Below are 26,442 nucleotides of genomic sequence, written 5' to 3'. Positions count from 1 at the left end.
CAAGGGAGCCCGCCAGTGAAAGTCGCAGTTGTCGGTGCCGGCGCGATCGGTGCCTACGTCGGAGCAGCGCTCCACCGCGCCGGTGCCGACGTCCATCTCATCGCCCGCGGACCCCATCTGGCCGCCATGCGCCGTGCAGGCGTCAGCGTGCTCAGCCCGCGCGGCGACTTCACCGCCCGCCCCGAGGCGACGGACGACCCGGCGGCCGTAGGCCCCGTCGACTACGTCTTCCTCGGGCTGAAGGCGAACTCGTACGCCACCAGCGGCCCGCTCGTCCACCCGCTGCTGCACGACAGGACGGCGGTCATCGCCGCCCAGAACGGCATCCCCTGGTGGTACTTCCACGGACTGCCGGGCCCGTACACCGGACAGCGCATCGAGAGCGTCGACCCCGGCGGCGCCGTCACCCGTACCCTGCCGCCCGAGCGCGCCATCGGCTGCGTCGTCTACGCCGCCACCGAACTCGCCGCGCCCGGCGTCGTACGCCACCTGGAGGGCACCCGCTTCTCCATCGGCGAACCGGACGGCGCCGTCAGCCCGCGCTGCCTCGACTTCAGCGCCGCCATGGTGGCCGGAGGGCTCAAGTGCCCGGTCGAGCCCGACCTGCGCAACGACATCTGGATCAAGCTGCTCGGCAACATCTCGTTCAACCCCATCAGCGCGCTCACCCGCGCCACCATGGGCGAGATCGCCGGGCACGACGGCACCCGCGAGCTGGTCACCGCCATGATGCGGGAGACCCTGGAGGTCGCCGCGCGGCTCGGCAGCCGGCCCGGGATCTCCATCGAACGGCGGCTCGACGGCGCCGCGCGCGTCGGCGACCACAAGACCTCCACCCTCCAGGACCTGGAGCGGGGCAAGCCGCTCGAACTCGACGTGCTGCTCGCCGCCGTGGTCGAGCTGGCCGGCCTGACCGGCGTCCCCGTGCCCACCGTGCGTGCCATCGCCGCGGTCGCGGGACTGCTCGCCGAGACGACGGCCCGTACCCCCGCCGCGGCCGACCGGAGCAACCCGAGCAACCCCAGCAGCCAGGACACCGCCAGGAGCGCCTCATGAAGGACCGCAACAGGACCCCGAAGCAGTACCCGCGGCTCACCCACCCGCTCGTCCGCGGCGCGGACGGCGAGCTGCACCGGGCGACCTGGGAGGAGGCGCTGGACGCCGCCGCGCGCGGCTTCGCCGCGGCCACCGACGCGCACGGCCCCGACGCGTTCGGCATGTTCTCCTGCGCCCGCTCCACGAACGAGATGAACTACGTCGCGCAGAAGTTCACCCGCGTCGTCATCGGCACCAACAACGTCGACTCCTGCAACCGCACCTGCCACGCCCCCAGCGTCGCGGGCCTGTCCGCCGTCTTCGGCTCCGGCGGCGGCACCTCCTCGTACGCGGAGGTCGAGGAGACCGACCTGATCGTGATGTGGGGCTCCAACGCCCGCTTCGCGCACCCGATCTTCTTCCAGCACGTGCTGAAGGGCATCCGCAACGGCGCCCGGATGTTCGCCGTCGACCCGCGCCGTACGGGGACCGCCGAGTGGGCCGACCGCTGGCTCGGCCTCGACGTCGGCACCGACATCCCGCTCGCCCACGCAGTGGGCCGCGAGATCATCCACGCCGGGCTCGCCAACACCGCGTTCATCGAACGGGCCACCAGCGGCTACGAGGAGTACGCCGCCGCCGTCGAGCCCTGGACCCTGGCCGCCGCCGAGCAGGTCACCGGCGTCCCCGCCGCGGCGATCCGCGAGCTGGCGCACGCGTACGCCACGGCGGAGCGCGCCCAGTTGTGCTGGACCCTCGGCATCACCGAGCACCACAACGCCACCGACAACGTCCGCGCCCTGATCAACCTCGCCCTCCTCACCGGCCACGTCGGCCGCCACGGCAGCGGGCTCCAGCCCCTGCGCGGCCAGAACAACGTCCAGGGCGGCGGCGACATGGGCGCCATCCCCAACCGGCTGCCCGGCTTCCAGGACATCCTGGAGCCGGCGGTGCGGGAGCGCTTCGAGACGGCCTGGGACGCCGTCATCCAGCCCCGCTACGGCCTCAACCTCACCGAGATGCTCGACGGCATCGAACGCGGCACGCTGAAGGCCGTCTACTGCATCGGCGAGAACCCTGCCCAGTCCGAGGCCGACAACGAGCACACCGTCCAGCGGCTGCGCGCCCTCGACCACCTCGTCGTCCAGGACATCTTCCTGACGAAGACCGCGCTGCTCGCCGACGTCGTGCTGCCCGCCTCCGCCGCCTGGTGCGAGACCGAGGGCACCACGACCAACAGCGAACGGCGCGTCCAGCGCGTCCGCAAGGCCGTCCGTCCGCCCGGCGAGGCGCGCGACGACATCGACATCCTCTGCGAGCTGGCCCGCCGGCTTGGCCACGACTGGAAGTACGGCGAGGCCGAGGCGGTCTGGGACGAACTGCGCGCGGTCTCGCCCGACCACCGCGGCATGACGTACGCGCGCCTGGAGCAGCACCAGGGCATCCAGTGGCCCTGCCCCAGCGAGGACCGGCTGGAGCCGACGTACCTCCACGGCCGCCTCTGGGAGGCCGGCCCAGAACGCCGCGGCCCGCGCGCGGCCTTCGGCCCGGTGCTGCACTCCCCGCCGGTGGACCTCCTGGACGACGACTACCCGCTGCGGCTCACCACCGGCCGGAGGCTCGACTCGTACAACACGGGCGTGCAGTCCAGCGGCTTCGCCTCGCCGCTGCGCCGCGGCGAGAACATCGAGCTGTCCCCGGAGGACGCGGCGGCCTACGGCGTCGCCCACGGCGAGGAGGTCCGCGTCACCTCGCGCCGCGGCTCGGTCGTCGCCCCGGTGTGGATCGACGAAGGGCTGCGGCCCGGGCTGGCGTTCATGACGCTGCACTTCCCGGACGAGGTCGACACCAACCAGTTGACGATCGAGGCCACGTGCCCGATCGCGGGCACGGCGGAGTACAAGGCCGCGGCCGTACGCATCGACAAGCTCGCCGCCCGGCAGGCGGTGCCGTCGTGGACCTGAAGTACACCGACGCCAAGCCCTCCGACGCCGAACGCGGCGCCGTCGACGAGCTGCTGGGCCCCGCGCCTACGGGCTGGGAGGGCGGCGAACGCGACGCGGCGGACCTGCGCTGGGCGAAGGGCGGCCACGAGGCCCGCGACCGCCGCGACCTCCTGCTCCCGGCCCTGCACGCGGTCAACGACCGGGTGGGCTGGATCAGCGAGGGCGCCCTGGACTACATCTGCCGCCGCCTGACGGTCCCCCCGGCGGAGGCGTACGGGGTCGCCACCTTCTACGCGATGTTCTCCCTGCGTCCGCGCCCGGCGACGGTGCTCCACGTCTGCACGGACATCGCGTGTGCGGCGAGGGGATCGAAGCGCGTGACGGAGTCCCTGACGTCACGCCTGGGCCCGCCGGGCACCCCCGCGGGCCGCGCGATATGGCAGGAGAGCCCATGCCTGGGCCTGTGCGAACGGGCCCCGGCGGCGCTGGTGATACGGGCGGGGGAGGTACCGGAGGCGCGGGGGGCGGGGGCCGGCGGCGCACCCCCCGGTTTCGGGAAGGGGCGGGATCGGGGAACCCCCACCACCGCCGTCGTCGCCCCCGCCACCACCGACGGCCTCATCCTCGCCGCCCACGACCCCGCCCGCGCCGACCAGGAACCACCACCCGCCGCCGCGGTCCCCCAGACCGGCGACCCCGGCCTCGTCCTCCTTCGCCGCGTCGGCACCACCGACCCCGCCGACCTCGACGACTACCGCGCCCACGGCGGCTACACCGCCCTGCGCAACGCCTTCGCCCTCGGCCCCGCCGGCGTCATCCGCGAGGTCACCGACGCCGGTCTCCTCGGCCGCGGCGGCGCCGCCTTCCCCACCGGGCGCAAGTGGCAGGCCACCGCCTCCCAGCCCGTCCGCACCCGCTATCTCGTCTGCAACGCCGACGAGTCCGAGCCCGGCACCTTCAAGGACCGCGTGCTCATGGAAGGCGACCCCTACGCCCTCATCGAGGCCATGACCATCGCCGGCTACGCCGTCGGCGCCCACCGCGGCTACCTCTACCTCCGCGGCGAATACCCCCGCGCCCTCGACCGCCTCACCCACGCCGCGGACCGGGCCCGCGCCCGCGGACTCCTCGGCGACGACGTCCTCGGCCAGGGCTACGCCTTCGACATCGAGATCCGCCGCGGCGCCGGCGCGTACATCTGCGGCGAGGAGACCGCGATCTTCAACTCCATCGAGGGCCACCGCGGCGAGCCGCGCACCAAGCCCCCGTTCCCCACCGAACGGGGCCTCTTCGGCAAACCCACCGCCGTCAACAACGTCGAGACCCTGGTCAACGTCCTGCCGATCCTCACCCACGGCGCCGCCGCCTTCGCCGCGACCGGCACCGAGTCCTCCACCGGCACCAAGCTCTTCTGCGTCGCCGGCACCGTCGACCGCCCCGGCGTGTTCGAGGTCCCCTTCGGCGCGACCCTCCGCGACCTCCTCGACCTCGCCGGCGGTCCCCCGCCCGGCCTCCGCGCCGTGCTGCTCGGCGGTGCCGCCGGCGGCTTCGTGCGGCCCGACGAGCTGGACGTGCCGCTGACCTTCGAGGGTGCCCGCGCCGCAGGCGCCACCCTCGGCTCGGGCGTCGTCCTCGTCCTGGACGACACCGTCGACCTGCCCCGCATCCTCATCCGCGTCGCGGAGTTCTTCCGCGACGAGTCCTGCGGCCAGTGCGTACCGTGCCGCGTCGGCACCGTGCGGCAGGAGGAGGCCCTGCACCGCATCGCGGACCTCCGCGGCGCCGAAGCCGCGGCCGACGTCGCGCTGCTGCGCGAGGTGGGCCAGGTCATGCGCGACGCCTCCATCTGCGGTCTCGGCCAGACCGCGTGGAACGCCGTGGAGTCCGCCATCGACCGCCTGGGAGCCTACGAATGAGCAGCGTCCCGCTCGGCCTGCCGCGCCGCCGCGTCGAGTTCGAACTCGACGGCGAGACCGTCCACGCCCTGGAGGGCGACACGATCCTCGACGCCTGCACCGCCGCGGGCAAGGACATCCCGACCCTCTGCTACGGCGACACGCTCACGCCCAAGAACGCCTGCCGGGTCTGCGTGGTGGAGGTGGAGGGCGCCCGCGCGCTCGCGCCCGCGTGCTCGCGCCGCGCGGAGCCGGGCATGAAGGTCCGTACGGGCAGCGAGCGGGCCCGGCACAGCCGCAAGCTGGTCCTCGAACTCCTCGCCTCCTCCACCGACTTGTCGACGACGCCGCATGTCGCCGGGTGGATCGAGGAGTACGGCGCGGAGCCCGGCCGGTTCGGTCCTGACGCGGCGACGGTGGGGGACCGCGGCGCGAAGGTCGACAACGACCTCTATGTGCGCGAGTACGGCAAGTGCATCATGTGTTACAAGTGCGTCGACGCCTGCGGCGACCAGTGGCAGAACACCTTCGCCATCGCGGTGGCCGGCCGGGGTTTCGACACGACGATCGCCGTGGAGCACGACGGGCCGCTGCCCGATTCGGCCTGTGTCTACTGCGGCAACTGCATCGAGGTCTGTCCCACCGGGGCGCTGAGCTTCAGGACCGAGTACGAGATGCGCGCGGCCGGCACGTGGGACGAGGACGCGCAGACGGAGACGACGACGGTGTGCGCGTACTGCGGGGTGGGCTGCAACCTCACGCTGCACGTGCAGGACAACCGGATCGTCAAGGTCGGCTCGCCGCACGACAACCCCATCACGCGGGGCAACCTGTGCATCAAGGGCCGGTTCGGCTACCAGCACGTCCAGAACGTCCAGGGTACGGAGTGATCGGCGATGGGTCGGGTGACGGTGCGGCGTCCGGTGGTGCGGGTGCGCGGGGGGCGGGTGGACCGGCGGGCGGACACGCTGGTGGCGGAGGAGCCGCTGGAGATCCGGCTGGGGGGCCGGGCGTTGGCGATCACGATGCGGACGCCGGGTGACGACTTCGCACTGGCGGCGGGGTTCCTGGTCAGCGAGGGGGTGGTGGCCGAGGGCGGGGAACTGGCCGGGATCACGTACTGCGCGGGGGCGGTGGACGGTGCGGAGGGCGGGAACACGTACAACGTGGTGGACGTGCGCCTGGCCGCGGGGGTGCCCGTGCCGGACGTCTCGCTGGAGCGCAACGTCTATACGACGTCGTCGTGCGGCTTGTGCGGGAAGGCGAGCCTGGACGCGGTCCGTACGACCACCCGCTGGCCTCTCGCCGACGGCGACATGCGCCTCACGCCCGGGGTCCTGGCCGCGCTGCCCGACCGGCTGCGGGCCGGGCAGCGGGTCTTCGACCGCACCGGGGGACTGCACGCCGCCGCGCTGTTCACTCCGGAGGGAGAGCTGATCGACCTGCGCGAGGACGTGGGCCGCCACAACGCCGTCGACAAGCTGATCGGCCGGGCGTTGCAGCAGGACCGCCTCCCGCTCTCCGGCACCGTGCTGATGGTCTCGGGGCGCGCCTCCTTCGAACTGGCCCAGAAGGCCGCGATGGCCGGCATCCCGGTGCTGGCCGCGGTCTCCGCGCCGTCGTCCCTGGCCGTCGACCTCGCCGCCGAGACCGGCATGACGCTGGTCGGCTTCCTGCGCGGCGACACCATGAACGTGTACGCAGGCGAACACCGCATCGCCCCGCACCGTACGGTCGCGGGCGTCTGATCGGCCCCGTCGCGTGCGCGGGCGCGGGGCCGGCCGGCGGGGTGCGCCCCCTGCGCCTGCCGGCCCCCGACGCCCGCGCGGCCCTCCCGCGCGCCGCCTCGCCGACGTGCCCTCTTGACCGGAGCTTTGGCCCGCCCCTCTTGTCCCGGCCGGGCGTTCACCGAAGACTTGACGCAATGAGCAAAATGCACACCTGCGTTGGAGCGTGAGCGACCACCGTGACCGGGAAGAGAACGCTGGGCCCTCGGGTGCGGCCGCTCGGGCCCCGCCCCGGCCGTCCCGACACCAGGGCGGACATCATCCGGGCCGCCAAGCGCATGTTCGCCCGCGGCTACGGCGCCTGCAGCCTGCGCGCGGTCGCGCGCGAGGCGGGCGTCGACCCGTCCCTCCTCGTCCAGTTCTTCGGCAGCAAGGAGGGGCTGTACCTGGCCGCCATCGCCGACGTGATGCGCCCCGACGACGTGCTCGGGCGGATCATCGGCGACGCCTCCGACGGTCTGGGCGGCCGGCTCGCCGCCTATTACTTCGATCTGTGGGACGACGCCGAGACCAGGTGGCCCTTTCAGGCGATCCTGCTCTCCGCCGCCTCGTACCAGCCGGCCGCCGCCATCCTGCGCGACTTCATCACCCGCGAACTGGTCGCCCGCATCGCTTCCCGCGCCGTCAAGGACCGCGCGGAGCTGCGCGCCGGCCTCGCAGGATCCCACCTCGTGGGCACCGCGCTGGTGCGCTACGTGGTGCGCTTCGGCCCGCTCGCCGAGTTGCCTCGGCCGGAGTTGGCCGAGATCGTGGGCCGTACCATCGACGGCTATCTCTTCGGACCGCTTCCCGCCGCACAGAGTTAGCGCGCCGAGTCAACCTCAGGAGTGTCTGCTGCGTCACGGGTGGGGGCAGTGGCGTGCGGGTCCGGCCGCGATCTAGAATCGCGAGCTAACTCAACAGATGTTGATAAAGGGCTTCGTGCCGTGATGGACTCGGCGTAATCGGCGCATCTGCCGGAGGGAGAGCAATGGCCTTCGACATACCGGGCTACATCAACACGGCCGGACGCGTCCAGGTCGACGATCTGGATCTCGACGCGTTCGCCGAGCGCCCGCTGTCCGCGGAGGCACTGCGCTGTCTGCGGTACATGTCGGACGTGGAGAGCCACACGGTCTGCTACCTGCGGGACGTGCTGGTCACCCCCTCGCACCGGGACCCGGACGTCACGGCGTTCATGTCGATGTGGGCCTTCGAGGAGTTCTGGCACGGCGAGGCGATCGACTCGGTGCTGCGGGCCCACGGGCAGAAGGCCGACTACGACCACATCCGCGAGGTGCGCGAGGCGCAGGGCATCAAGGACCGGCTGGCGCCGATCTACCAGTCCATCGCGGCCAACGCCATCGGCGACGACTTCGTGGCCGTGCACATGACGTGGGGTGCCATAAACGAGTGGTCCGCGCACGCCGCGTACGGCAGCCTCATCGAGAAGGAGCAGCACCCCGAGCTGACCAAGCTGCTCGGCCGCATACAGCGTCAGGAGTCCCGTCATCTCGCGTTCTACGCCAGCCAGGCCAAGGAGCGCCTGGAGCGCTCCCAGCGCGCCCGTTCACTGGCGCGCTGGGTGACCGAGCGCTTCTGGCAGCCCGTCGGCTCCACCATCCAGCCCGTGGAGGAGACCCGGTTCGTGCTGCGGCACCTGCTGGGTGACGACGCGGGCGCCGCCGCCGTGCGCAAGATCGACGAGAAGGTGCACAAGCTTCCCGGCATGGCCGGGCTCAACCTGGTCCAGCGCGGCGTCGCGGGCTTCGGCGCCGGCGTGCCCGTCGGCGGCCTGAGTGCCGCCAGGCGCAGCTCCCGCAAGCGGCTGGTCGCCGGCGCCGCGGTGGTCGCGGGCGCGGCCGGGATCGCCGCCGTACGACGTCGATCGGCGGGCTCACACGCATGACGGACGCCGGCCCCGCCGCGCACCACGGCCCCGCCGCCGACCGGCGCGGGCCCACCGCAACCGCCGCCGGTGACCCCGCGGCCGCCCCCGCGCCGGGGCCGGCCGCCGCGGACTCCGGCGAGCCGGACGCGGGCGCGGCCGCCGCCGCGCTGCTGGCGGAAGTCAAACGACTCGGCAGCGTCGCGGTGGCATACTCCGGTGGCGTGGATTCCACGGTCGTCCTCGCCGCGGCCGTACGCGCCCTCGGCCCCGGCCGGGCCGTCGCCGTCATCGCCGACTCGCCCGCCCTGGCCCGCGGCGAGCTGGCCCTCGCCCGCGACACGGCGGCGGACCTCGGCGCCGAACTCGTCGTGCTGGACACCGACGAGCTGTCCGTCGCGGGCTATCGCGCCAACGCCGGCGACCGCTGCTACTTCTGCAAGCAGACCGTGCTCGGCCGGGTCTCCGGCTACGCCGCGGAGCACGGCTTCGCGCACGTCGCCACCGGCACCCACCTCGACGACCGCCGCGCCGCCCACCGCCCCGGGCTGCGCGCCGCCAAGGAACTCGCCGCCGCCGAGCCGCTGGCCGCCGCCGGCCTCGGCAAGGCCGCGGTGCGCGCGGTCGCGCGGGCGTGGGGGCTTCCGGTCGCGGAGAAGCCCGGCATGCCGTGCCTGGCGTCCAGGATCGCGGTGGGCATCACGGTCTCCAAGGACCGGCTGCACCTGGTCGAACGGGCCGAGGAGAGGGTCCGCGAAACGCTGGACGAGCACCGGGTGGGCGCCCGCGACGTCCGCGTACGGCTGCTGAAGCAAGGATTCCGGATCGAGCTGGACGCGCCCGCGCACCGCCAGGTCGCCGCCGCCCACGGCCTCGGCGACACGCTGCTGCGCGAGGTCGCCGCCGTCGGCCCGCTCGGCGAGGGCAGTCTCGCCCCGTACCGTACGGGCGCGGTGAGCACCGCCGCCCGCGCGGCCTCCCGCACCGTCTCTTCCGATGGAGCGCCGACGCGATGAGCGAGCCGCGCGGCAGCGCCCTCGACGCCACCGGCCTCGCCGGGCTGCTGGCCGGCGGCATCGCGGAGGTCGGCGACTTCGCCCGCCTCGACGTGGGCCGGCGGCGCCGCACCGGCGTGCCCGAAGTCGTCTACGCGGACGGCAAGACCCCGCAGCAGACCCTCCAGCTCCTCGCCGAACTGCGCGGCCGCACACCGGACTCCCCGGCGCTGGCCACCCGCTGCCCCGAGGAGGTGCTGCGGGACGCGCCCGACACGTTCGCCGACGAGCCGGTACGCGTCGACACCCGCGCCCGCACCGTCACCGTGGGCCCGCTGCCGGCTCCGCGCGGCACCGTCGCCGTGCTCACCGCCGGCACCAGCGACCTGCCCGTCGCCCGCGAGGCCGTCGCCACCCTCGACGCGCTGGGCACCGGCTCGCGGCTCTACGCCGACGTCGGCGTCGCCGGGCTGTCCCGGCTGCTCTCGGTGCTCGCCGAAGTGCGCGCCGCGGACTGCGCGATCGTCGTCGCGGGCATGGACGGCGCCCTCCCGAGCGTCGTCACCGGACTGCTCACCGCCCCCGTCGTCGGCGTCCCCACCAGCGTCGGCTACGGCTTCGCCGACGCCGGCCGCGCCGCCGCGGGCGCGATGCTCGCCTCGTGCGCACCCGGGCTCACGGTCGTCAACATCGACAACGGCTTCGGCGCCGCCGTGCACGCCGCCAAGATCGTGGGGGTACGCGCCGGTGACTGAACAGCGCAGCGCCCGCCCCGCCTTCGCGTACGACGTCGCTCACACGGGGGAGGCCGCCCCGCGCGCCGGTGTGGCGGCGGAGACGTACGGGAAGGGCTCTCCCACCGATCATGAACGGGACTCGCCGGGGGTGACGCACGGTGGCTGAGGGGACGGCCGCGGCCCATCTCGACTGCACCGCAGGGGTGGCCGGCGACATGCTGCTCGGCGCGCTGCTCGACGCCGGCGCGCGCCTCGCCGCCGCACGCGACGCGGTCGCCGCACTCAAGATCGACGGGCTCGACGTGTCCGTGGCGCGCGACCGCCGCGGCGGCTTCGGATGCAACCGCGTCACCGTCCACCGCCCTGCCGTCCCCGACCACCACCGGCACCTCGCCGACGTCCTCGCCGACCTCGACCGCGCCACCGGCGCCGGACTCGCCGCGCTCGCCGCGGACTTCGCCGCCCGCGTCTTCCGGCTGCTCGCCGAGGCCGAGGGCAAGGCGCACGGCACCACCGCCGAGGAGGTCCACTTCCACGAGGTCGGCGCCTTCGACGCGCTCGCCGACGTGGTCGGCTGCGCCGCCGCCCTCGCCGACCTGGGCCTGCTCGCCCCCGGCGCCGCCGTCACCACCTCCCCGCTCGCCGCCGGCAGCGGGGAAGTCGACTGCGCGCACGGCCGGATGCCCGTCCCCGTACCCGCCGTGCTGCACCTGGCCGCCGCCGGCGGCCTCGTGCTGACCGGCGGCGGCCTCGCCGGCGAGCGCACCACCCCCACCGGCGCCGCGCTCGTCGCCGCCCTCGCCGCGCCCGGACCGCTGCCGGACATGGCGATACGGGCCGTGGGCACCGGCGGCGGCCGCCGCGACACCCCCGACCGTCCCAACATCACCCGCGTCGTCGTCGGCACCCGCACCGCCCCCGCGGCCGGCGGGCCCGCCGAGGGCGAGGTCACCGTCGTGGAGAGCACCGTCGACGACCTCGACCCGCGGCTGTGGCCCTCGGTCCTCGCCGCCCTGCGCGCCGCCGGCGCGTGGGACTGCTGGACCACCGAGACCGTCGGCAGGCACGGCCGCCCCGGCCGCGTCGTCACCGCGCTGTGCGCGGCGGAGGTACGGCCCGCCGTGGCCGACGTGCTGTTCCGGCACACCACCACGCTCGGCGTCCGCTGGTCCGCCCACCGTCGCCTGATGCTGCCCCGGCAGAGCGCCGTGGTCGCCGTGGGCCCGCCCGGCGCCGAGCAGCAGGTCACCGTCAAGGTCGCGGACGGGCCCGGCGGCGCGCTCACCGTACAGCCGGAGCTGGCCGAAGCGGAGGCCGCCGCGGCCGCGCTGGGCTGGCCCGTACGCGCGGTGTGCGAAGCTGCCGCAGTCCGCTACCGGGGCGACCTGGCGGTGCCGCGGCCCGCCACCGGTTGACCGCCGGTCCGCAACAGAAACAGAGACCGGCATATGCAAGACCAGACCAGGGGAGGGCACGAGTGACGGGGACTTACCGCATCGGGCGACTCGACGACGCGCACGTCCTGCTGACCGGGGCCACCGGCTTCATCGGGCAGGCGCTGCTGGAGCGGCTGCTGTCCGGCCATCCCGGCACCCGCGTCTCGATCGTCGTCCGCCCGCGGGGCAACGGCGGTGCCGCCGACCGCTTCCGCCGCCTGCTGCGCAAGGACGTCTTCCGCACCTGGCGCGAACGGGTCGGCGACGAGGCCGCGTTCGCCGAGGCGGAGCGGCGCGTCACCGTCATCGAGGGCGCCCTCGACAAGCTGGAGGACGTCGAGTTCCCCGCGGACATCGACGTCGCCATCCACTGCGCCTCGTCCGTCTCCTTCGACCCGCCCATCGACGAGGCGTTCCGCAGCAACGTGTCCGGCGCCGTCGCGCTGTACGAGAAGCTGGGCAGGCAGGAGCGCCCGCCGCACATCGTGCACATCTCCACCGCGTACGTCTCCAGCGGCGGCCAGGGCCTCGTCCGGGAGGGCCGGCTCACCCACGACGTCGACTGGCGCGGCGAGCTGGCCCAGGGCCTGGCCGCGCGCGACGACGTCGAGCGCGCCTCCCGCCGCCCCGAGGTGCTGCGCAAGGCGCTGGAGAAGGCCGGCCGCGACCACGGCAAGGCGGGACCGCAGATCGCCGCCAAGGACGCCGAGGACGCCCGCCGCGCGTGGGTCGAGGAGCGGCTCGTCGAACACGGCGCCACCCGCGCCGAGATCCTCGGCTTCTCCGACGTCTACACCTTCACCAAGGCGATGTCCGAGCGCGCCGTCGAGGAACTGTGGGCGGGCCGGCCGCTGTCGATCGTGCGGCCCGCGATCGTGGAGAGCGCGCTGCGCCACCCGTACCCCGGCTGGATCGACGGCTTCAAGATGGCCGACCCGCTGATCATCGCGTACGGCAGCGGGCTGCTGCGTGACATGCCGGGGCAGCCGGACACCGTGATGGACGTCGTCCCCGTCGACCTCGTCGTCAACGCCACCCTCGCCGCCGCCGCGGCGCCGCCCGAGGAGGGCGCGGGGCCGCACTACTTCCACGTCGGCTCCGGCGCCACCAACCCCCTCACGCTGCGCGACCTGTACAAGCACGTGCACTCCTACTTCCGCCGCGACCCGCTGCCGGAGAGCAGCGGCCGCGGCCACGTCCGGCCGCCGTCGTGGACCTTCCCCGGCGCCGCCCGGGTGGAGTTCGCGCTCGGCGCCGGCGAGCGCGCCGCGAACTTCGCCGACAAGGTCCTCGGCCAACTGCCCGGCACCGAGCGCACCCAGGAGTGGGCGAGCAGGCTGCACAAGGAGAAGCGCTCGCTGGAGACCCTGCGCCGCTACTCCGACCTGTACGGCGTCTACACCCGTACCGCCGTCGTCTACGACGACCGCGAACTGCGCGCACTGAACGAGGCGCTGCCCGCCGACCGCGCCGCCGAGCACGGCTTCGACCCCGCCGAGATCGACTGGTACACGTACCTCGAAGAGGTCCACTGCCCCAAGGTCACCGCGCCGCTGCGGGCCAGAACCGGCGGCGGCCGCAAGACCCGCAAGCCCAACCCCGCCGCGCTCCCGCCCGGCGGCGACACCGCCGCCGGCAGCACGGCCGCCGTCTTCGACCTGGACGGCACGATCATCGCCTCCGACATCGTCGAGTCCTACGTCTGGACCCGGCTGGCGTCGCTGCCGCGCGGGCGCTGGGCCCCCGAGTTGTTCGACCTCGCCCGCAACGCGCCGCGCTACCTGCTCGCGGAGCGGCGCGACCGCGGCGACGTGATGCGCTCCTTCTTCCGCCGCTACGAGGGCGCACGCGCGGAGGAACTCCGCGCCCTGGTCGCGGAGCAGGTCGGCGACGCGCTGCTGCACCGCGTGATGCCCGAGGCCGTACGCCGCATCCGCGCGCACCGCGCCGCGGGCCACCGCACGGTGCTCATCACCGGCAGCCTCGACCTGCTCGTGGAGCCGCTGCGGCCGCTCTTCGACGACATCGAGGCGACCCACCTCGCCGAGCACGACGGCGTCCTGACCGGCTTCCTGCGCACCCCGCCGATCGTCGGCGAGGGCCGCGCGGCGTGGCTGCAGAGCCACGCCCGCGAGCGGGAACTCGACCTCGGCGCCAGCTTCGGCTACGCCGACAGCTACTCGGACCGGCCGCTGCTTGAGGTCGTGGGCAAGCCGCACGCGGTCAACCCCGACACCCGGCTGTTCCGGCACGCCAAGCGCCACCGCTGGGAGATCGCCCGCTGGGGGACGCACACCGCGAGCCGCTGGGACGCGCTCGCGGGCACCGTGATCAGCCACACCCGGCCGCGTCCCGTACGGGCCCTGCCCGCGGCCGGCCGCACCGCATCCGACGGAGAGGCCCGATGAGCCTGGCGCTTCAGTACCACCGTTCGCCCGCGCGCTTCCTGGCCGCCCGCGGGCTCAGCCGCACCCGCAGCCGCGCCGCCGGCTCGCTGGCCGGCTCGCTCGCGCCGCTGCGGCTCACCCGCGACCGGCGCGAACTGCCCAAGGGCGACGGCTGGACCCGGCTGGCGCCCAGCCTGTCCGGCATCTGCGGCTCGGACCTCGGGATGCTCAACGGCACCGTGTCGCCGTATCTGGCGGCGCTGACGTCCACGCCGTTCGTGCCGGGACACGAGGTCGTCGGCACCACCGTCGACGACCTGCCGACCATCCCGCGCGGCACCCGCGTCGTGCTCGACCCGGTGCTGTCCTGCGCGGTGCGCGGCCTGCCCGAGTGCGACGCCTGCCGCGCCGGACACACCAACCGCTGTGACCACATCACCTCCGGGCACCTGTCGCCCGGCATGCAGACCGGCTACTGCGCCGACACCGGCGGCGGCTGGGCGCAGCGCATGGTCGCCCACGAGCACCAGCTCCGCCCGGTGCCCGACGACCTGCCCGACGAGCGCGCGGTGCTCGTCGAGCCGCTGGCGTGCGCGATCCACTCGGTGCGCCGGGTGCCGATCGAGCCGGGCGCCTCGGTGCTGGTCATCGGGGCCGGCACGGTGGGTCTTTTCACCGTGCTCGCGCTGCGGCAGCTCACCGAGGCGGGCACCATCCACGTCGTCGCCAAGCACGGCCACCAGCGCGAACGGGCGCTGGCGCTGGGCGCGGACGAGGCCGTCGAGCCGGACCGCGCGCTGCGCGCCGTCCGCCGGATGACGTCGGCGCTCGCCCAGCGTCCCGAGATGGGTTCGGAGTTCCTGCTCGGCGGGGCGGACATCGCGTTCGAGTGCACCGGCGGCGGCGCCGGCCTCGACACCGCGCTGCGTACCGTACGGGCCGGGGGCACGGTCGTCGTGTCCGGCATTCCGGGGGGCGCCGACCTGACCCCGCTGTGGTACCGGGAGCTGAGCCTCGTCGGGGCGTACACGACCAGACGCCGCGAGGACATCACCCCGGACGACCCCGACGCGGGCCCGGACGGCCGCGCCGGCACGGACTTCGACAAGGCGGTGCAGCTCGCCGCCACCGCGCCGCTGGACGGCTACGTCGAACGCTACGCGCTCCAGCAGTGGCGCCCTGCGCTGGAGCACGCGTTCGCGGCCGGCTCGGCGGGCTCCGTCAAGATCGCCTTTGATCCGACCCTGGACGGCTGACCGGGGACGAATGGCAGGGTGGGGGCCGGTACCGTAGTCGGCCGCCCCCCACCGCCGTACGCAGCCGCCGGGCACCCGACGCCCGCACCGCCGCCCGCTGCAGGCGCCGGCGACCACACTGAGGAGAGAGCGTGAGCAGACCAGGCTTCGTGCTGGAAGTCGACGAACGAACCCCGCCCCTGCTGGTGCACGAGGGCGAGAATTTCCGGCTGGAGCGGCTGCCCCACGGCACCCGGGTGATCTACCCGCCCGACTCGCTGCCCGGCATCCGCGACCTCGACGGGGTCATCCGCCGCGCGCTGCTCGAACCGCACGGCAGCGAGCCCCTGCCCGAGCTGCTGTTCGCCGGTATGCGGCTGACGATCGTCTTCGACGACCTGTCCCTCCCGCTGCCCCCGATGCGCAGGCCCGACGTACGCCAGCGCATCATCGAGCAGGTGCTGGAGATGGCGGCGGCCAAGGGCGTCGACGACGTCGAGCTGATCGCCGCCAACGCCCTGCACCGGCGCATGACCCCGGCGGAGCTGCAGCACGTCGTGGGCGACCGGGTGTTCCGGTCGTTCTTCCCGCAGCACCTCACCAACCACGACGCCGAGGACCGCGACAACCTCGTGCACCTCGGCGACACCGCGGAGGGCGAGGAGGTCGAGATCAACCGGCGGGCGGCCGAGAGCGACCTCGTCGTCTACGTCAACATCACCTCGACGGCGATGAGCGGCGGCCCCAAGTCGGTGTCGGTGGGCCTGGCCAGCTACCGCAGCATCCGCCACCACCACAACGTGCACACGCTGCGGCACTCCCGGTCGTTCAACGACCCGCCGAAGTCGGCCATGCACCACTCGTACAACCGCATGCACGACCTGATCGGCGGCCAGGTCAAGGTGTTCACCGTCGAGACGACGCTGAACAACGACACCTTCCCGTCCGCCACCCGCTTCCTCAACAAGCGCGAGTGGGAGTGGAACTACGGCGACCAGGCCGCCTACCTCGCCTCGCGGCGCGGCAACGCGCTGATGACGCCGTCGATGCGGCGGCGGCTGTGGCACAAGACGGAGGCGCCGTACGGGGTCACGGGCGTGAACGCGGGCGCGCCGAGCGAGGTGCACCCGATCACCCTGCGCAACGTCCACCGCCAGCAGCTCACCGAGGTGCAGGGGCAGGCGGACGTCGCGGTGTACGGGCTGCCGTACATCTGCCCGTACAACGTCAACTCGGTGATGAACCCGATCCTGACGATGTGCCTGGGCCTCGGCTATTTCTTCAACCTGTATCTGAACAAGCCGATCGTGCGCGAGGGCGGCGTCGGGATCTTCTACCACCCGATGCCGAACGAGTTCCACCCCGTGCACCACCCCAGCTATATCGACTTCTACGAAGAGGTGCTGGCCGAGACCACCGATCCGGCGGTCATCGAGGCCAAGTTCGAGAAGCAGTTCGCCACCGACCCGTGGTACGTGCACCTCTACCGCAAGAGCTACGCCTACCACGGCGTGCACCCCTTCTACATGTGGTACTGGGGCGCGCACGCGATGCAGCACCTGGGCCAGGTCATCTTCGTCGGCGCTGACCGCAGCGCGGCCTCCCGGCTCGGCGTGCAGTCGGCGTCGACGCTGAACGACGCGCTGCAACTGGCTTCGCAGACGGTGGGCACCAGCCCTTCGATCACGTACCAGCACATGCCGCCGCTGACCCTGGCGTCCGTCCGATGAACGGCGCGAAGGGCCCGCGCAAGGGCGGCAAGCCAGGAAGGGGGAGCCTGCGCGGCGACCTGGCGATGGTGCGGTCCGGCCGCGACTGGCGCGGCCGGGCCCTGGCCCCGCGCGGCTACCGCACCCCGGGCGGCAGCGCGGCGGGCTTCGGGGCGGGGAAGGCGGAGCAGAAGACGTTCCCCACCGCGTGGGCGCGGACGCCCGCGGCCCGGGCGGTGCGCAACGTCCTGCAGCGCGGGGTGCTCAAGCAGTACGCGTGGGCCAAGACCCGGCCGCAGATCGAGGGCCTGGACCTGCTGGAGTCGCTGCGCGGCCCGGCGATCTTCGTCGCCAACCACTCCAGCCACCTCGACACCCCGCTGATCCTCGGCTCCCTGCCCCGCCGCATCGCCGACCGCACGGCGGTCGGCGCGGCGGCGGACTACTTCTTCACCTCCACGGCGGTCAGCATCACCACCGCCCTGATGTTCAACGCCTTCCCGGTGGACCGCTACGGCTCGCGCCGCGGCGGGGTGTCGCTGCCCGCGGAGCTGATCGACGACGGCTGGAGCCTGCTGCTGTACCCGGAGGGCACCCGGTCGCACGACGGCTGGATGAGCTCGTTCAAGATGGGCGCGTCGCGCCTGTGTGTGAACATGGGCATCCCGGTCGTCCCGGTGGCGGTCCGCGGCACGTTCGCGGCGATGCCCCGCGGCAAGGCCCTCCCCACCCGCACGGGCACGCGCCTGGTGGTCCGCTTCGGCCGCCCCCTGCCCCCGCAGACGGGCGAGTCGGTCACGGACTTCCGCGCCCGCATGCTGCGCCACATCGCCGCCCTGTGGGCGGAGGAGGACCTGGGCTGGTACCAGTCGCTCCGCGCGGCGGAAGAGGGCCGCCTGACCCTCCCGGAGGGCCGCACGACGGCGCTGCCGCTGACGTCGACGCCGGTGGAGCAGGGGAAGCCGGTGGCGGAGTGGCGGAGAGTCTGGGAGGCGACGAGACCGTCGCTGGGGGACGGCCGCCGGAAGGTATGGCGGGACGACTGAGGGCCGTTCGGCGCCGTGGGCTTCACGGGTCCGGGGGGTAGCCCTGGTGTCGCCCTGAGCGGAAGCGTGTGACCGGTGGCCGCTCTGTCGGCGGGGTCCGGGGCGGAGCCCCGGTTCCGGGAAGGGGCGGGGTCGGGGACACTCCCCGGCTCGCCCGCGCCGCCCGCGCGGGCAGTTGGATCCGGGCGGAGCCCGGTGGGGGGTGGGGTCGGAGTCCCCGAATTCTGTCGGCGCAGGGGCCGTGGCGGGATCTGGGGCGGCAGCCCCGAGGGGTCGCAGGGGCGGAGCCCCTGAGTCTTGCGTGCCGCGCCGCAGGCGCGGCTGCGGGGTCCGGGGCGCAGCCCCGGTTTCGGGGAGGGGCGGGGTCGGGGAACACACCCCGCCGACCCGACCCCGGTGTCAGTGGGCGGTGGCAGACTCGGGCGCATGCGCTGGGCCATGGCCGACGGACCCCGCGGCGGGGTCATCGTCTGCCCCGTCGACGCCGCAGGCAACCCCCAGGGCCCCGAACACACCTACCCCCACCCCGCCCACGCCCTCCGCCACCACCCCACCGCCGACCGCTGGATCTGGTCCTCCACCGCCGCGTTCTACCCCCGCCTCCTCGACGCCGGCGAAACCGTCCCGCGCTGTCACGACGTCGAAGCCGCCGAAGCCATCCTCCTCGGCCACGAGGGGATGTGGGGCCTGCCCCGCTCCCTCGCCGCCGCCTGGGCGCGACTCCGCGGACTCCCCGTGCCGAAAGACCCGCCGCCCCGCTCGTTCGCCGGCGAGCCCGAGCCCACTCTCTTCGACGCCGCCCCCGCCCGTCCCCACGGCACCGACGACCTGCCCGCCCTCCTCGCCGTCCACGCCGCGCAGCAGGACCGCGTCGCCGCCTCCGGTCACCCGCGCCGCCTGCGCCTCCTCCTCGCCGCCGAGTCCGCCGGCATGCTCGTCGCCGCCGAGATGCACCACGCCGGCCTGCCCTGGCGCGCAGACGTGCACGACGCCCTGCTCACCGAACTGCTCGGCGGCCGCTACCCCGGCGGCCTGGAGCCGCCCCGCCTCGCCGCGCTCGCCGACGACGTGTCCCGCGCGTTCGGCGAGCGGGTCCGCCCCGACCTGCCCGCGGAGGTCGTCCGCGCGTTCCGCAAGGCGGGCGTCAGGATCACCTCCACCCGCAAGTGGGAGCTCCAGGACATCGACCACCCCGCCGTCGCCCCGCTGCTGGAGTACAAGAAGCTGTACCGGCTGCACACCGCCCACGGCTGGTCCTGGCTGCAGACCTGGGTGCACGACGGCCGGTTCCGCCCCGAGTACCTGCCGGGCGGCGCCATGTCGGGCCGCTGGACCACGCACGGCGGCGGCGCGCTGCAGATCCCGCGGGTGGTGCGCCGCGCGGTGATCGCGGACGAGGGCTGGCGGCTGGTGGTCGCCGATGCCGACCAGATGGAGCCGCGGGTGCTGGCGGCCGTCTCCGGCGACGCGGGGCTGATGGCGGCGGCGGACGGCACGAGGGATCTGTACGAGGCGCTGGCGGCCCGCGCGTTCGTGGGCGGGCGCGCGGAGGCGAAGCTGGCGCTGCTGGGCGCGATCTACGGCCAGACCTCCGGCGACGCGCTGAAGTACCTGGCGGATCTGCGCCGCCGCTTCCCCGCCGCGGTGGCGTACGTGGACGAGGCCGCCCGCGCCGGCGAGGAGGGCCGGCTCGTCCGCAGCCATCTGGGCCGTACGTGCGCGCCGTCGGACGCGGCGGACGACGGCGAGGCGGGGTTGCCGCAGGAGGACGACGGGGGCGGGGCGACGGCCCGCGGGGGCGCCGCGGCGCGGGCGCGGGGCCGCTTCACGCGCAACTTCGTGGTGCAGGCGAGCGCGGCGGAGTGGGCGCTGTGCCTGCTGGCGGCGCTCCGTCAGGAGCTGGCGGGGATGCGCGCGGAGCTGGTGTTCTTCCAGCACGACGAGGTGATCGTGCACTGCCCGGAGGCGGAGGCGCCGGCGGTGGAGAAGGCGCTGGCGGCGGCGTCGGCGCGGGCGGGGGAGGCGATGTTCGGGGAGACACCGGTGGTGTTCTCGTTCACGACGGCGGTGGTGGAGTGCTATGCGGACGCGAAATAAGGAGGGGCGGAGCGTACGGACCACAAGGTAGAACGGGTACGTGCCAGAGACCCCGCCGCAGAACGCCCCGCAGCACGAACCCACACGGCACGAACGACAACCACAAGACCCCGCACCACCCCGACCCCCGCCCCACCAGCCCGACCCCCAGGCCCCCCTGGTGGCCCGCCTCCGCGCCGCCGGCTGCGTCTTCGCCGAGGACGAGGCCCGCCTCCTCCAGGACGCCGCCCGCACCCCCGTCGAGCTGGACGCCCTCGTCGCCCGCCGCGTCGCCGGGTGGCCGCTGGAACAGGTGCTGGGCCGGGCCGAGTTCTGCGGGCTGCACATCGCCGTCGAGCCCGGCGTGTTCGTACCCCGCAGGCGCAGCGAGTTCCTGGTCCGCCACGCCGCAGAAGCGGCGGCGGCCGCCCCCCGCCCCGTCGTGCTCGACCTGTGCTGCGGCTCCGGCGCCATCGGCGCCGCCGTCGCCGCCGCCGTGCCCGGCGCCGAGGTGCACGCCGCCGACGTCGACCCCGCCGCGGTCCGCTGCGCCCGGCGCAACGTCGGGCCCGGCGGCACCGTCTACGAGGGCGACCTGTACGCGCCGCTGCCCGGACGCCTCCGCGGCCGCGTCGACGTGCTCGTCGTCAACGCCCCGTACGTGCCCACCGCCGAGGTCCCGTTCCTGCCGCCCGAGGCCCGCGACCACGAGCCGCTGACCGCGCTGGACGGCGGCGCCGACGGGCTCGACGTGCAGCGCCGCGTGATCGCGGCGGCCCCGGAGTGGCTGGCGCCCGGGGGGCTGCTGCTCGTGGAGACGAGCGAGCGGCAGGAGCCCCGTACCCGCGCGGCCGTCGCCGCCGCCGGGCTGACGGCGCATACGGCGGTGTGCGCGGACCTGGCGGCGACGGTCGTCACCGGCCGCGCGCCGCGGACGGGCGATGCGCGGCCCGGCGCGGGGCCGCCTACACGAACCCGCGCACCCGGTGCTGCATGACCCGGTACGGCCAGCCCTCGGCGGTGTTCCACTGGCTCACCGCCAGATGCAGGTTGTCCGGCGTCGACCCGGGGATCACGTAGCCGCCGTACAACTGCGCCACGTGTGAGTCGTCCTCGTTGCCCCACTGCCCGCCCCACACCAGCGTCCGCCGGTGCGCCTCGTACAGGTTGGACGTGGGTGTGTCCATGAGGATGCCGTCGATGCGGTAGTCGGCCTCGTTGAACCACGTGAGGATCCACTTGCCCGCCATCGGCCGCAGGCACATCTCGCCGAAGCGCCCCTCCAGCACCGGCGTCGGCGGATTGCCCCACGCCCAGGCGCCGTTGCGGTAGCCCCACGGCTCGTACGCGCCGGGGTCGGTGATCCTTGCCGCCGGCACCCGCTGGAGGATCATCGGCTTGCTGCGGGTGAACTCCGTGGAGAACACGTACACGAAGCCGTCGTTGCCCTCCGCCCAGGTCAGCAACTGGAAGAGCCCGCCGTGCAGGTCGGGGGCGAACTTCGCGCCGGTGTGCACCCAGGTGGCGCCGTTGTCGTCGGAGCGCCAGATCTCCGTCCAGACGACGTTGCCGAGGCCCTTGTTGACCATGGCGTGCAGATACATCGTCGAGCCGATGGTGATGACGTCGGACGGCAGGACGGTGGAGAAGACGGGGTTGTCGTGCTCGTACACCCACAGTTGCTGCGCCGCCGCACCGCCCACCGCGCCGGACCAGGTGACGCCGGCGTCGAGGTCCGTCGTCCGCGAGTACAGCGCGACGGGCGAGCGCCACCAGCCGCCGCCGACGCGCGCCTCCTCGAAGGTGTCGCCGAAGACGAAGAGCATCCTGCCGTCCGGCGTACGGACGGGGATGCCCAGGTCGGTGGCCTCCATCCGGTACGCGGTGGTGATCCCGGGCCCGGTGAGGTCCCGGATCTTGGTCACCTCCAGGGCCGCCGCGCGGCGCCCTGCATCCGGGGCGGCCCCGCGCCCGGTACCCGCCTCCGCCGCCGCCTTCCCGGTCCCCAGCAGCACCCCGCCGCCGACGGCGGCGCCGGCCGCCGTTCTCAGGAACCGCGCCCTGCTCATGGGTGTGCCGCGGCCGGCTCCGACTTCGCGATGACTGCCCATGGGCCCTCCCGAAGGTCCCGAGAAATCGATTTCACGAACTCGGCAACAGAGCCTCCCATCGCGTTCCCGCACCGTCAACAACGCCGACACGCCCCCGCGCAGCCGCGCGCGATGAGTTCCGGCCGCCAGGCTGGTCGACACCTCCGAGGAAACACGGCACACAAAAGACCGCAAAAGAACGCGCACCACGAGGAGTCCGCATGGCCGAAAAGACACCCCGCGAGCCCGAGCCGGCGCTCCACCCCGACTACAGCGGCCCCGACGCCACCGCCACCCCCTGGCCGGACGCCCGCCGCGAACTGGAGACCGCCGGGGTCTTCTGGCTGACCTCCGTACGCCCCGAGGGCCGCCCCCACGTCACCCCGCTGATCGGCGTCTGGCTGGACGGCGCCGTGTACTTCTGCACCGGCGCCGGGGAGCGCAAGGCCCGCAACCTCGTCGCCAACCCGCACTGCACCGTCGTCACCGGCGCCAACGCCCTGGACGAAGGGCTCGACGTGGTCGTCGAGGGCGACGCCGCACAGGTCCGCGACCGCGCCCTGCTCGGCCGGGTCGCGGACGCGTACATCGAGAAGTACGGCCGTACCGTCACCTCGCCCGCGGGCACCTTCCACGGGCTCCCCGAGGCCGTGCGCAGCGGCGAGGGCCCGCTGGTCTTCGAGGTGGTCCCGCGGGTCGCCTTCGCCTTCGCCAAGGGCGAGCCGTTCGGCCAGACCCGCTACCGCTTCGCCGCCCGCGGGACCGGCGGAGCCTGAGCCGCGGGCGCTCCGGCGGCGCTTCGGCGGGTCCGCCGCGTCACGGCTTGCGGCCGACGCCTCCGGCCATCAGGCGCTCGTAGAGCTTCAGATCCGTGCGGACCGGCTTGTCGGGACGCCAGTGCGGCAGCGAGACCACGCCCGGTTCCAGCAGTTCGAGACCGGTGAAGTAGCTCTCGATCTCGGCGGCGGTGCGGAAGCGGCCGGTGCCGAGGAAGGACAGGAAGGTGTCCTGCAGCGCCCGGGCCTCCTCGCCGACGTCGCAGAAAGCGGTGATCACCAGGTGGCTGCCCGACGGGACCGCGTCCATGTACGCGTCCACGATGCCCTGCGGGTCCTCGTCGTCGTGGAGGTGGTGGAGGATGCCGACGAGCAGGATCGCCACCGGACGGGAGAAGTCGATCAGCCGGCGCACGTCGGGGTGCTCCAGGATCTCCTGCGGGCGCCGCAGGTCGGCGGTGATGACGAACGTGTCGTCGTTCTCCTGCAGCAGGGCGCGGCCGTGGGCGAGGACGATGGGGTCGTTGTCGACGTAGACCACGCGGGCGCCCGGCAGGTGGCGCTGGGCGACCTGGTGGGTGTTCTCCATGGTCGGCAGTCCGGCGCCGAGGTCGATGAGCTGGTCGATGCCCGCCTCGGCGGTCAGGTAGCGCACCGTGCGGCCCAGCGCCTCGCGGTTGAGCCACGCCAGGTCGTCGATGTGCGGCATGGTCTGCCGCAACTGGTCGGCGACGGCGCGGTCGACCTTGTAGTTGTCCTTGCCGCCGAGCACCACGTCGTAGGCCCGGGCGATGCTGGGCTTGGTGGTGTCGATGTCGCCGGGGCCCGGTTTGGCCGCCCGCCCCTTGCCCTCGTCCTGCACAACAGTCCCTTTCTGCCCGCCTGGTGACGTGGGGGACGAGCCTAGCCGCTGCCACCGGGCGCCGCACCATGGGCCAACGACCTTGAGCCATGGGGCGATTGGGGATGGCGAGAAGTACGGGTTCGCCTTGACGGGCGGCGCGGGCGCTCAATAGCGTTCCGGGGCATGCCAGCCCCGAACGAACCCGCCACCGAAGAAGAAGCCCTCGTCGTGCAGTTCTTCGCCGACATGGGCAGCACCTACGCCGAGATGGTGCCCGCCTTCCGCCGCCATCTGGCCGACGACTGCGTCTGGGACAACCAGGGGCTGCCCGAGGTCCGCGGCACGGAGCAGATCCTGGGCTTCCTCCAGCAGCTCGTCGACCAGACCGGACTGGAGAGCGTGGGGGGAGAGGTGCTGCGGATCGCGAGCCGGGGCGGCACCGTGCTCACCCAGCGCCACGAGCACTGGACCGGCAAGGACGGCGCCGTCCTGGTCGAGTCGCTGCCCGTGATGGGCACCTTCGAGGTCGCCGACGGCAAGATCACGTCCTGGCGCGACTACTACGACTCCGCGCTCCTGGCCCACCTGATGGCGGGTGACGCGTGACCGCGCAGACCGGGGAGGACCCCGGCGGGCGGTTCGCGGGCAGGACCGCCGTCGTCGCCGGCGCCAGCGAGGGCATCGGCTTGGCGGTCGCCGCCGGGCTCGTGGCCGGCGGCGCCAACGTCGTGCTGGTGGCCAGGCGCGAGGACGTGCTCGCCGAGGCCACCGCCAAGCTCGGCCCGGCCGCCTCCGGCATCGCCGGCGACGTCGCCGACGAGACGACCGCCGCCCGCGCGGTCGCCCACGCCGTCGACACCCACGGCGGCCTGGACCTCCTCCACTTCAACGCCGGCACGCTGCTGCCCGGCGACATCGCAGGACAGCCGCTCGACCACGTCGACCGCATGCTCGCGGTCAACCTGCGCGGCCCCATCACCTTCGTCCGCGCGGCGGCGCCGGAGCTGGCGAAGCGCCCCGGCGCGGCGGTGACCCTCACGTCGTCGGCCACCGGCCGGCTGCCCGTCCCGGGCCTCGGCGTGTACGGCGCCACCAAGGCGGCGCTGCACTACCTGGTGTCCACCTGGGCCATCGAGCTGGCGCCCAGCGGGATCCGGGTCAACGCCCTCTGCCCCGGCGGCACGTACACGCCGTCGATGTACGAGGCGGCGAAGGCCATTCCGGGGCTGGAGGAGGCCACGATCGCCACCAACCTCGTCAAGCGGATGGCCACCCCGGAGGAGATCGCCCGGCCGGCCCTGACCCTGCTGGACAGCGCGGAGAGCGGGTACGTCACGGGCGCCGTCTGGGACATCGACGGCGGCTACCAGCGCGACCGTTCGGCCGGCTGAGCACTCCCGGCGGTACGCACGCACCCGTCCCTCCCCGGACCGCGCCGCGGGCCCGGGACGGGCGGGCCCGCCGCCCCGTCGCGGGCCCGGGACGGGCGGGCCCGCCGCCCCGGCCGCGTACGCCCGTCTCGCGGCAGCCCGTACGCCACCGGGCCGCGCCCGTAGGCCGTCGAGCCGCGCGCGTACGCCGCGGCCTCAGCCGTCCCGCTGCGCCGCGACCAGCACCTCGCCGGCCGCCGTGCGGTAGTACAGCACCGACCGCCCCGCGCGCCGCCGTCCCACCAGCCGGGCGTCGTGCAGCACCCGCAGGTGCCGCCCCACCGAGCCGAGTCCCTGCCCGGTGAGCGCCACCAACTGCGTGGTGCTCTTCGGGGTGTCCAGCAGCGCCAGCACCGTCGCCCGCCCCGGGCCGAGGAGCCGGCCCAGCGACTCCGCCGGCGCGGCGGCCCCGGTGTCGGCCAGGGCCCCGGCGCAGGGGTAGACGAGGGCGTAGCGGTGCGGCGCCTCCCAGCAGACCCAGCCGGTGCGCGGCACCACGGGCACGAACAGCAGTTGCGCTCCGGAGACGTCCCGCGGCGGGTAGTCGCGCACGTTTATCTGCAGCCGGCTCGCGCCCAGCCACCGCGTGCCCGGCCGCAGCGCGTCCAGCGCCGCCGCCCAGCCGCCGTGCCCCACCTGCGCGGTGCGCGCGACGATGTCCGCCTCGATGATCCGCCGGCGCCGCGGCCAGTCCGGCAGCACCGTCTCCCGCCAGACCCACTCCATCACCTCCGCCGCCCGCCGCGGCAGGTCGTCGCGGCGCAGCCGCTCCGGCAGCCTGCCGTCGAGGGAGACGGCGACGTCGGCGCGGGCGGCGTCCGGGGGCGTGGCCCATACCGCCGCGAGCTCCTCCTCGAAGGACACCCCCGCCGCGCCCGTGGGCGTCGGGGTGAGGAAGTCCGCATTCCACGGCCGCAGCAGCCCCGCCCGGACCAGCTCGTCGGCCACCGGGTCCGCGGCCTGCCGCGCGCGGTACGCGGGCAGGTGGGCGTCGAGCCAGGCGCGCTCCCCGGGGTGCGAGGGGGTGCCGCGGGCGAGCATCTTCAGGCACGCGAGGGTCTCGGCGAGCGGCGAGACCACGAACCGGCTGCCCGCCAGCGTGTCCGCGTCGACCTGCCACCACCCCATTGCTTTCGCCTCCCGGCGAAACT

Annotated in this window: 22 protein-coding genes; 19 read left to right on the top strand and 3 right to left on the bottom strand. The window is 74.2% G+C overall.

What is annotated here, in order from left to right:
• Positions 1-15 precede the first annotated feature (15 nt).
• The 16 genes from OG946_RS04055 to OG946_RS03980 all read left to right on the top strand — a co-directional run bounded on the left by OG946_RS04055 (position 16) and on the right by OG946_RS03980 (position 21,148).
• Positions 16-1,056, top strand: a complete 1,041-nt coding sequence (locus OG946_RS04055) for a 2-dehydropantoate 2-reductase (protein WP_326794788.1) — start codon at positions 16-18, stop codon at positions 1,054-1,056.
• A complete protein-coding gene (locus OG946_RS04050; protein WP_326794787.1) occupies positions 1,053-2,999 on the top strand; it encodes a molybdopterin oxidoreductase family protein in 1,947 nt (648 codons plus the stop codon). Before OG946_RS04055 ends, OG946_RS04050 begins: the two co-directional genes overlap by 4 nt.
• Positions 2,990-4,897, top strand: coding sequence for an NAD(P)H-dependent oxidoreductase subunit E (locus OG946_RS04045; protein ID WP_326794786.1), 1,908 nt, complete (start codon positions 2,990-2,992; stop codon positions 4,895-4,897). The genes OG946_RS04050 and OG946_RS04045 overlap by 10 nt, the downstream gene beginning before the upstream one ends.
• Positions 4,894-5,766, top strand: a complete 873-nt coding sequence (locus OG946_RS04040) for a 2Fe-2S iron-sulfur cluster-binding protein (RefSeq protein ID WP_326794785.1) — start codon at positions 4,894-4,896, stop codon at positions 5,764-5,766. Before OG946_RS04045 ends, OG946_RS04040 begins: the two co-directional genes overlap by 4 nt.
• Positions 5,767-5,772: 6 nt before the next feature.
• Positions 5,773-6,624 carry a formate dehydrogenase accessory sulfurtransferase FdhD gene (gene fdhD / locus OG946_RS04035; RefSeq protein WP_326794784.1) on the top strand — a complete coding sequence of 284 codons (852 nt, stop codon included), beginning with the start codon at positions 5,773-5,775 and terminating at the stop codon, positions 6,622-6,624.
• A 218-nt stretch (positions 6,625-6,842) separates the two neighbouring features.
• Entirely contained in the window at positions 6,843-7,469 is a 627-nt protein-coding gene (locus OG946_RS04030) for a TetR/AcrR family transcriptional regulator (RefSeq protein WP_234380570.1), read from the top strand.
• Between the two features lie 164 nt (positions 7,470-7,633).
• Positions 7,634-8,551, top strand: coding sequence for a ferritin-like domain-containing protein (locus OG946_RS04025; RefSeq protein ID WP_326794783.1), 918 nt, complete (start codon positions 7,634-7,636; stop codon positions 8,549-8,551).
• Positions 8,548-9,546, top strand: coding sequence for a TIGR00268 family protein (locus OG946_RS04020; protein WP_326794782.1), 999 nt, complete (start codon positions 8,548-8,550; stop codon positions 9,544-9,546). Before OG946_RS04025 ends, OG946_RS04020 begins: the two co-directional genes overlap by 4 nt.
• Entirely contained in the window at positions 9,543-10,280 is a 738-nt protein-coding gene (larB, locus tag OG946_RS04015; protein ID WP_326794781.1) for a nickel pincer cofactor biosynthesis protein LarB, read from the top strand. Before OG946_RS04020 ends, larB begins: the two co-directional genes overlap by 4 nt.
• A 140-nt stretch (positions 10,281-10,420) precedes the next feature.
• The gene (gene larC, locus OG946_RS04010; RefSeq protein WP_326794780.1) at positions 10,421-11,677 is read left to right on the top strand and encodes a nickel pincer cofactor biosynthesis protein LarC; all 1,257 of its coding nucleotides are present in this window, start codon (positions 10,421-10,423) and stop codon (positions 11,675-11,677) included.
• Positions 11,678-11,739: 62 nt separating this feature from the next.
• A complete protein-coding gene (locus OG946_RS04005) occupies positions 11,740-14,106 on the top strand; it encodes an HAD-IB family hydrolase (RefSeq protein WP_326794779.1) in 2,367 nt (788 codons plus the stop codon).
• Positions 14,103-15,341 (top strand): zinc-dependent alcohol dehydrogenase, encoded by a 1,239-nt coding sequence (locus tag OG946_RS04000; protein WP_326794778.1) that lies wholly within the window; start codon positions 14,103-14,105, stop codon positions 15,339-15,341. Before OG946_RS04005 ends, OG946_RS04000 begins: the two co-directional genes overlap by 4 nt.
• Positions 15,342-15,472: 131 nt before the next feature.
• Entirely contained in the window at positions 15,473-17,050 is a 1,578-nt protein-coding gene (locus OG946_RS03995) for a lactate racemase domain-containing protein (protein WP_234380572.1), read from the top strand.
• The gene (locus OG946_RS03990; protein WP_326794777.1) at positions 17,047-18,075 is read left to right on the top strand and encodes a lysophospholipid acyltransferase family protein; all 1,029 of its coding nucleotides are present in this window, start codon (positions 17,047-17,049) and stop codon (positions 18,073-18,075) included. The genes OG946_RS03995 and OG946_RS03990 overlap by 4 nt, the downstream gene beginning before the upstream one ends.
• A 426-nt stretch (positions 18,076-18,501) precedes the next feature.
• Positions 18,502-20,172 (top strand): bifunctional 3'-5' exonuclease/DNA polymerase, encoded by a 1,671-nt coding sequence (locus OG946_RS03985; RefSeq protein WP_326794776.1) that lies wholly within the window; start codon positions 18,502-18,504, stop codon positions 20,170-20,172.
• 157 nt (positions 20,173-20,329) lie between these two features.
• Entirely contained in the window at positions 20,330-21,148 is an 819-nt protein-coding gene (locus OG946_RS03980) for a putative protein N(5)-glutamine methyltransferase (protein ID WP_326800138.1), read from the top strand.
• Here the strand turns inward: OG946_RS03980 and OG946_RS03975 are convergent.
• Positions 21,117-22,262 (bottom strand): DUF4185 domain-containing protein, encoded by a 1,146-nt coding sequence (locus tag OG946_RS03975; RefSeq protein ID WP_326794775.1) that lies wholly within the window; start codon positions 22,260-22,262, stop codon positions 21,117-21,119. The genes OG946_RS03980 and OG946_RS03975 overlap by 32 nt on opposite strands.
• Positions 22,263-22,462: 200 nt before the next feature.
• On the opposite strand from OG946_RS03975, the gene OG946_RS03970 reads away from it, so the two are divergent.
• The gene (locus OG946_RS03970; protein WP_326794774.1) at positions 22,463-23,017 is read left to right on the top strand and encodes a pyridoxamine 5'-phosphate oxidase family protein; all 555 of its coding nucleotides are present in this window, start codon (positions 22,463-22,465) and stop codon (positions 23,015-23,017) included.
• 40 nt (positions 23,018-23,057) lie between these two features.
• Here OG946_RS03970 and OG946_RS03965 read toward each other — a convergent pair whose 3' ends face one another.
• The gene (locus tag OG946_RS03965; RefSeq protein WP_326794773.1) at positions 23,058-23,879 is read right to left on the bottom strand and encodes an SAM-dependent methyltransferase; all 822 of its coding nucleotides are present in this window, start codon (positions 23,877-23,879) and stop codon (positions 23,058-23,060) included.
• Positions 23,880-24,044: 165 nt separating this feature from the next.
• Here OG946_RS03965 and OG946_RS03960 point away from each other — a divergent pair, with 165 nt between their 5' ends.
• Both OG946_RS03960 and OG946_RS03955 read left to right on the top strand, forming a co-directional pair.
• Positions 24,045-24,467, top strand: a complete 423-nt coding sequence (locus OG946_RS03960) for a limonene-1,2-epoxide hydrolase family protein (protein ID WP_326794772.1) — start codon at positions 24,045-24,047, stop codon at positions 24,465-24,467.
• Complete coding sequence (locus OG946_RS03955; RefSeq protein ID WP_125933810.1) at positions 24,464-25,252, top strand: SDR family NAD(P)-dependent oxidoreductase; 789 nt, start codon at positions 24,464-24,466, stop codon at positions 25,250-25,252. Before OG946_RS03960 ends, OG946_RS03955 begins: the two co-directional genes overlap by 4 nt.
• Positions 25,253-25,447: 195 nt before the next feature.
• On the opposite strand, the gene OG946_RS03950 is transcribed toward OG946_RS03955, so the two are convergent.
• The gene (locus tag OG946_RS03950; protein ID WP_326794771.1) at positions 25,448-26,419 is read right to left on the bottom strand and encodes an ArsR/SmtB family transcription factor; all 972 of its coding nucleotides are present in this window, start codon (positions 26,417-26,419) and stop codon (positions 25,448-25,450) included.
• Positions 26,420-26,442 lie beyond the last annotated feature (23 nt).

It is taken from the genome of Streptomyces sp. NBC_01808, assembly GCF_035917395.1.
GTDB lineage: Bacteria > Actinomycetota > Actinomycetes > Streptomycetales > Streptomycetaceae > Streptomyces.
The sequence above is the reverse complement of the archived record's forward strand: the minus strand, read 5'-3'. Positions and strand labels throughout refer to the sequence as shown.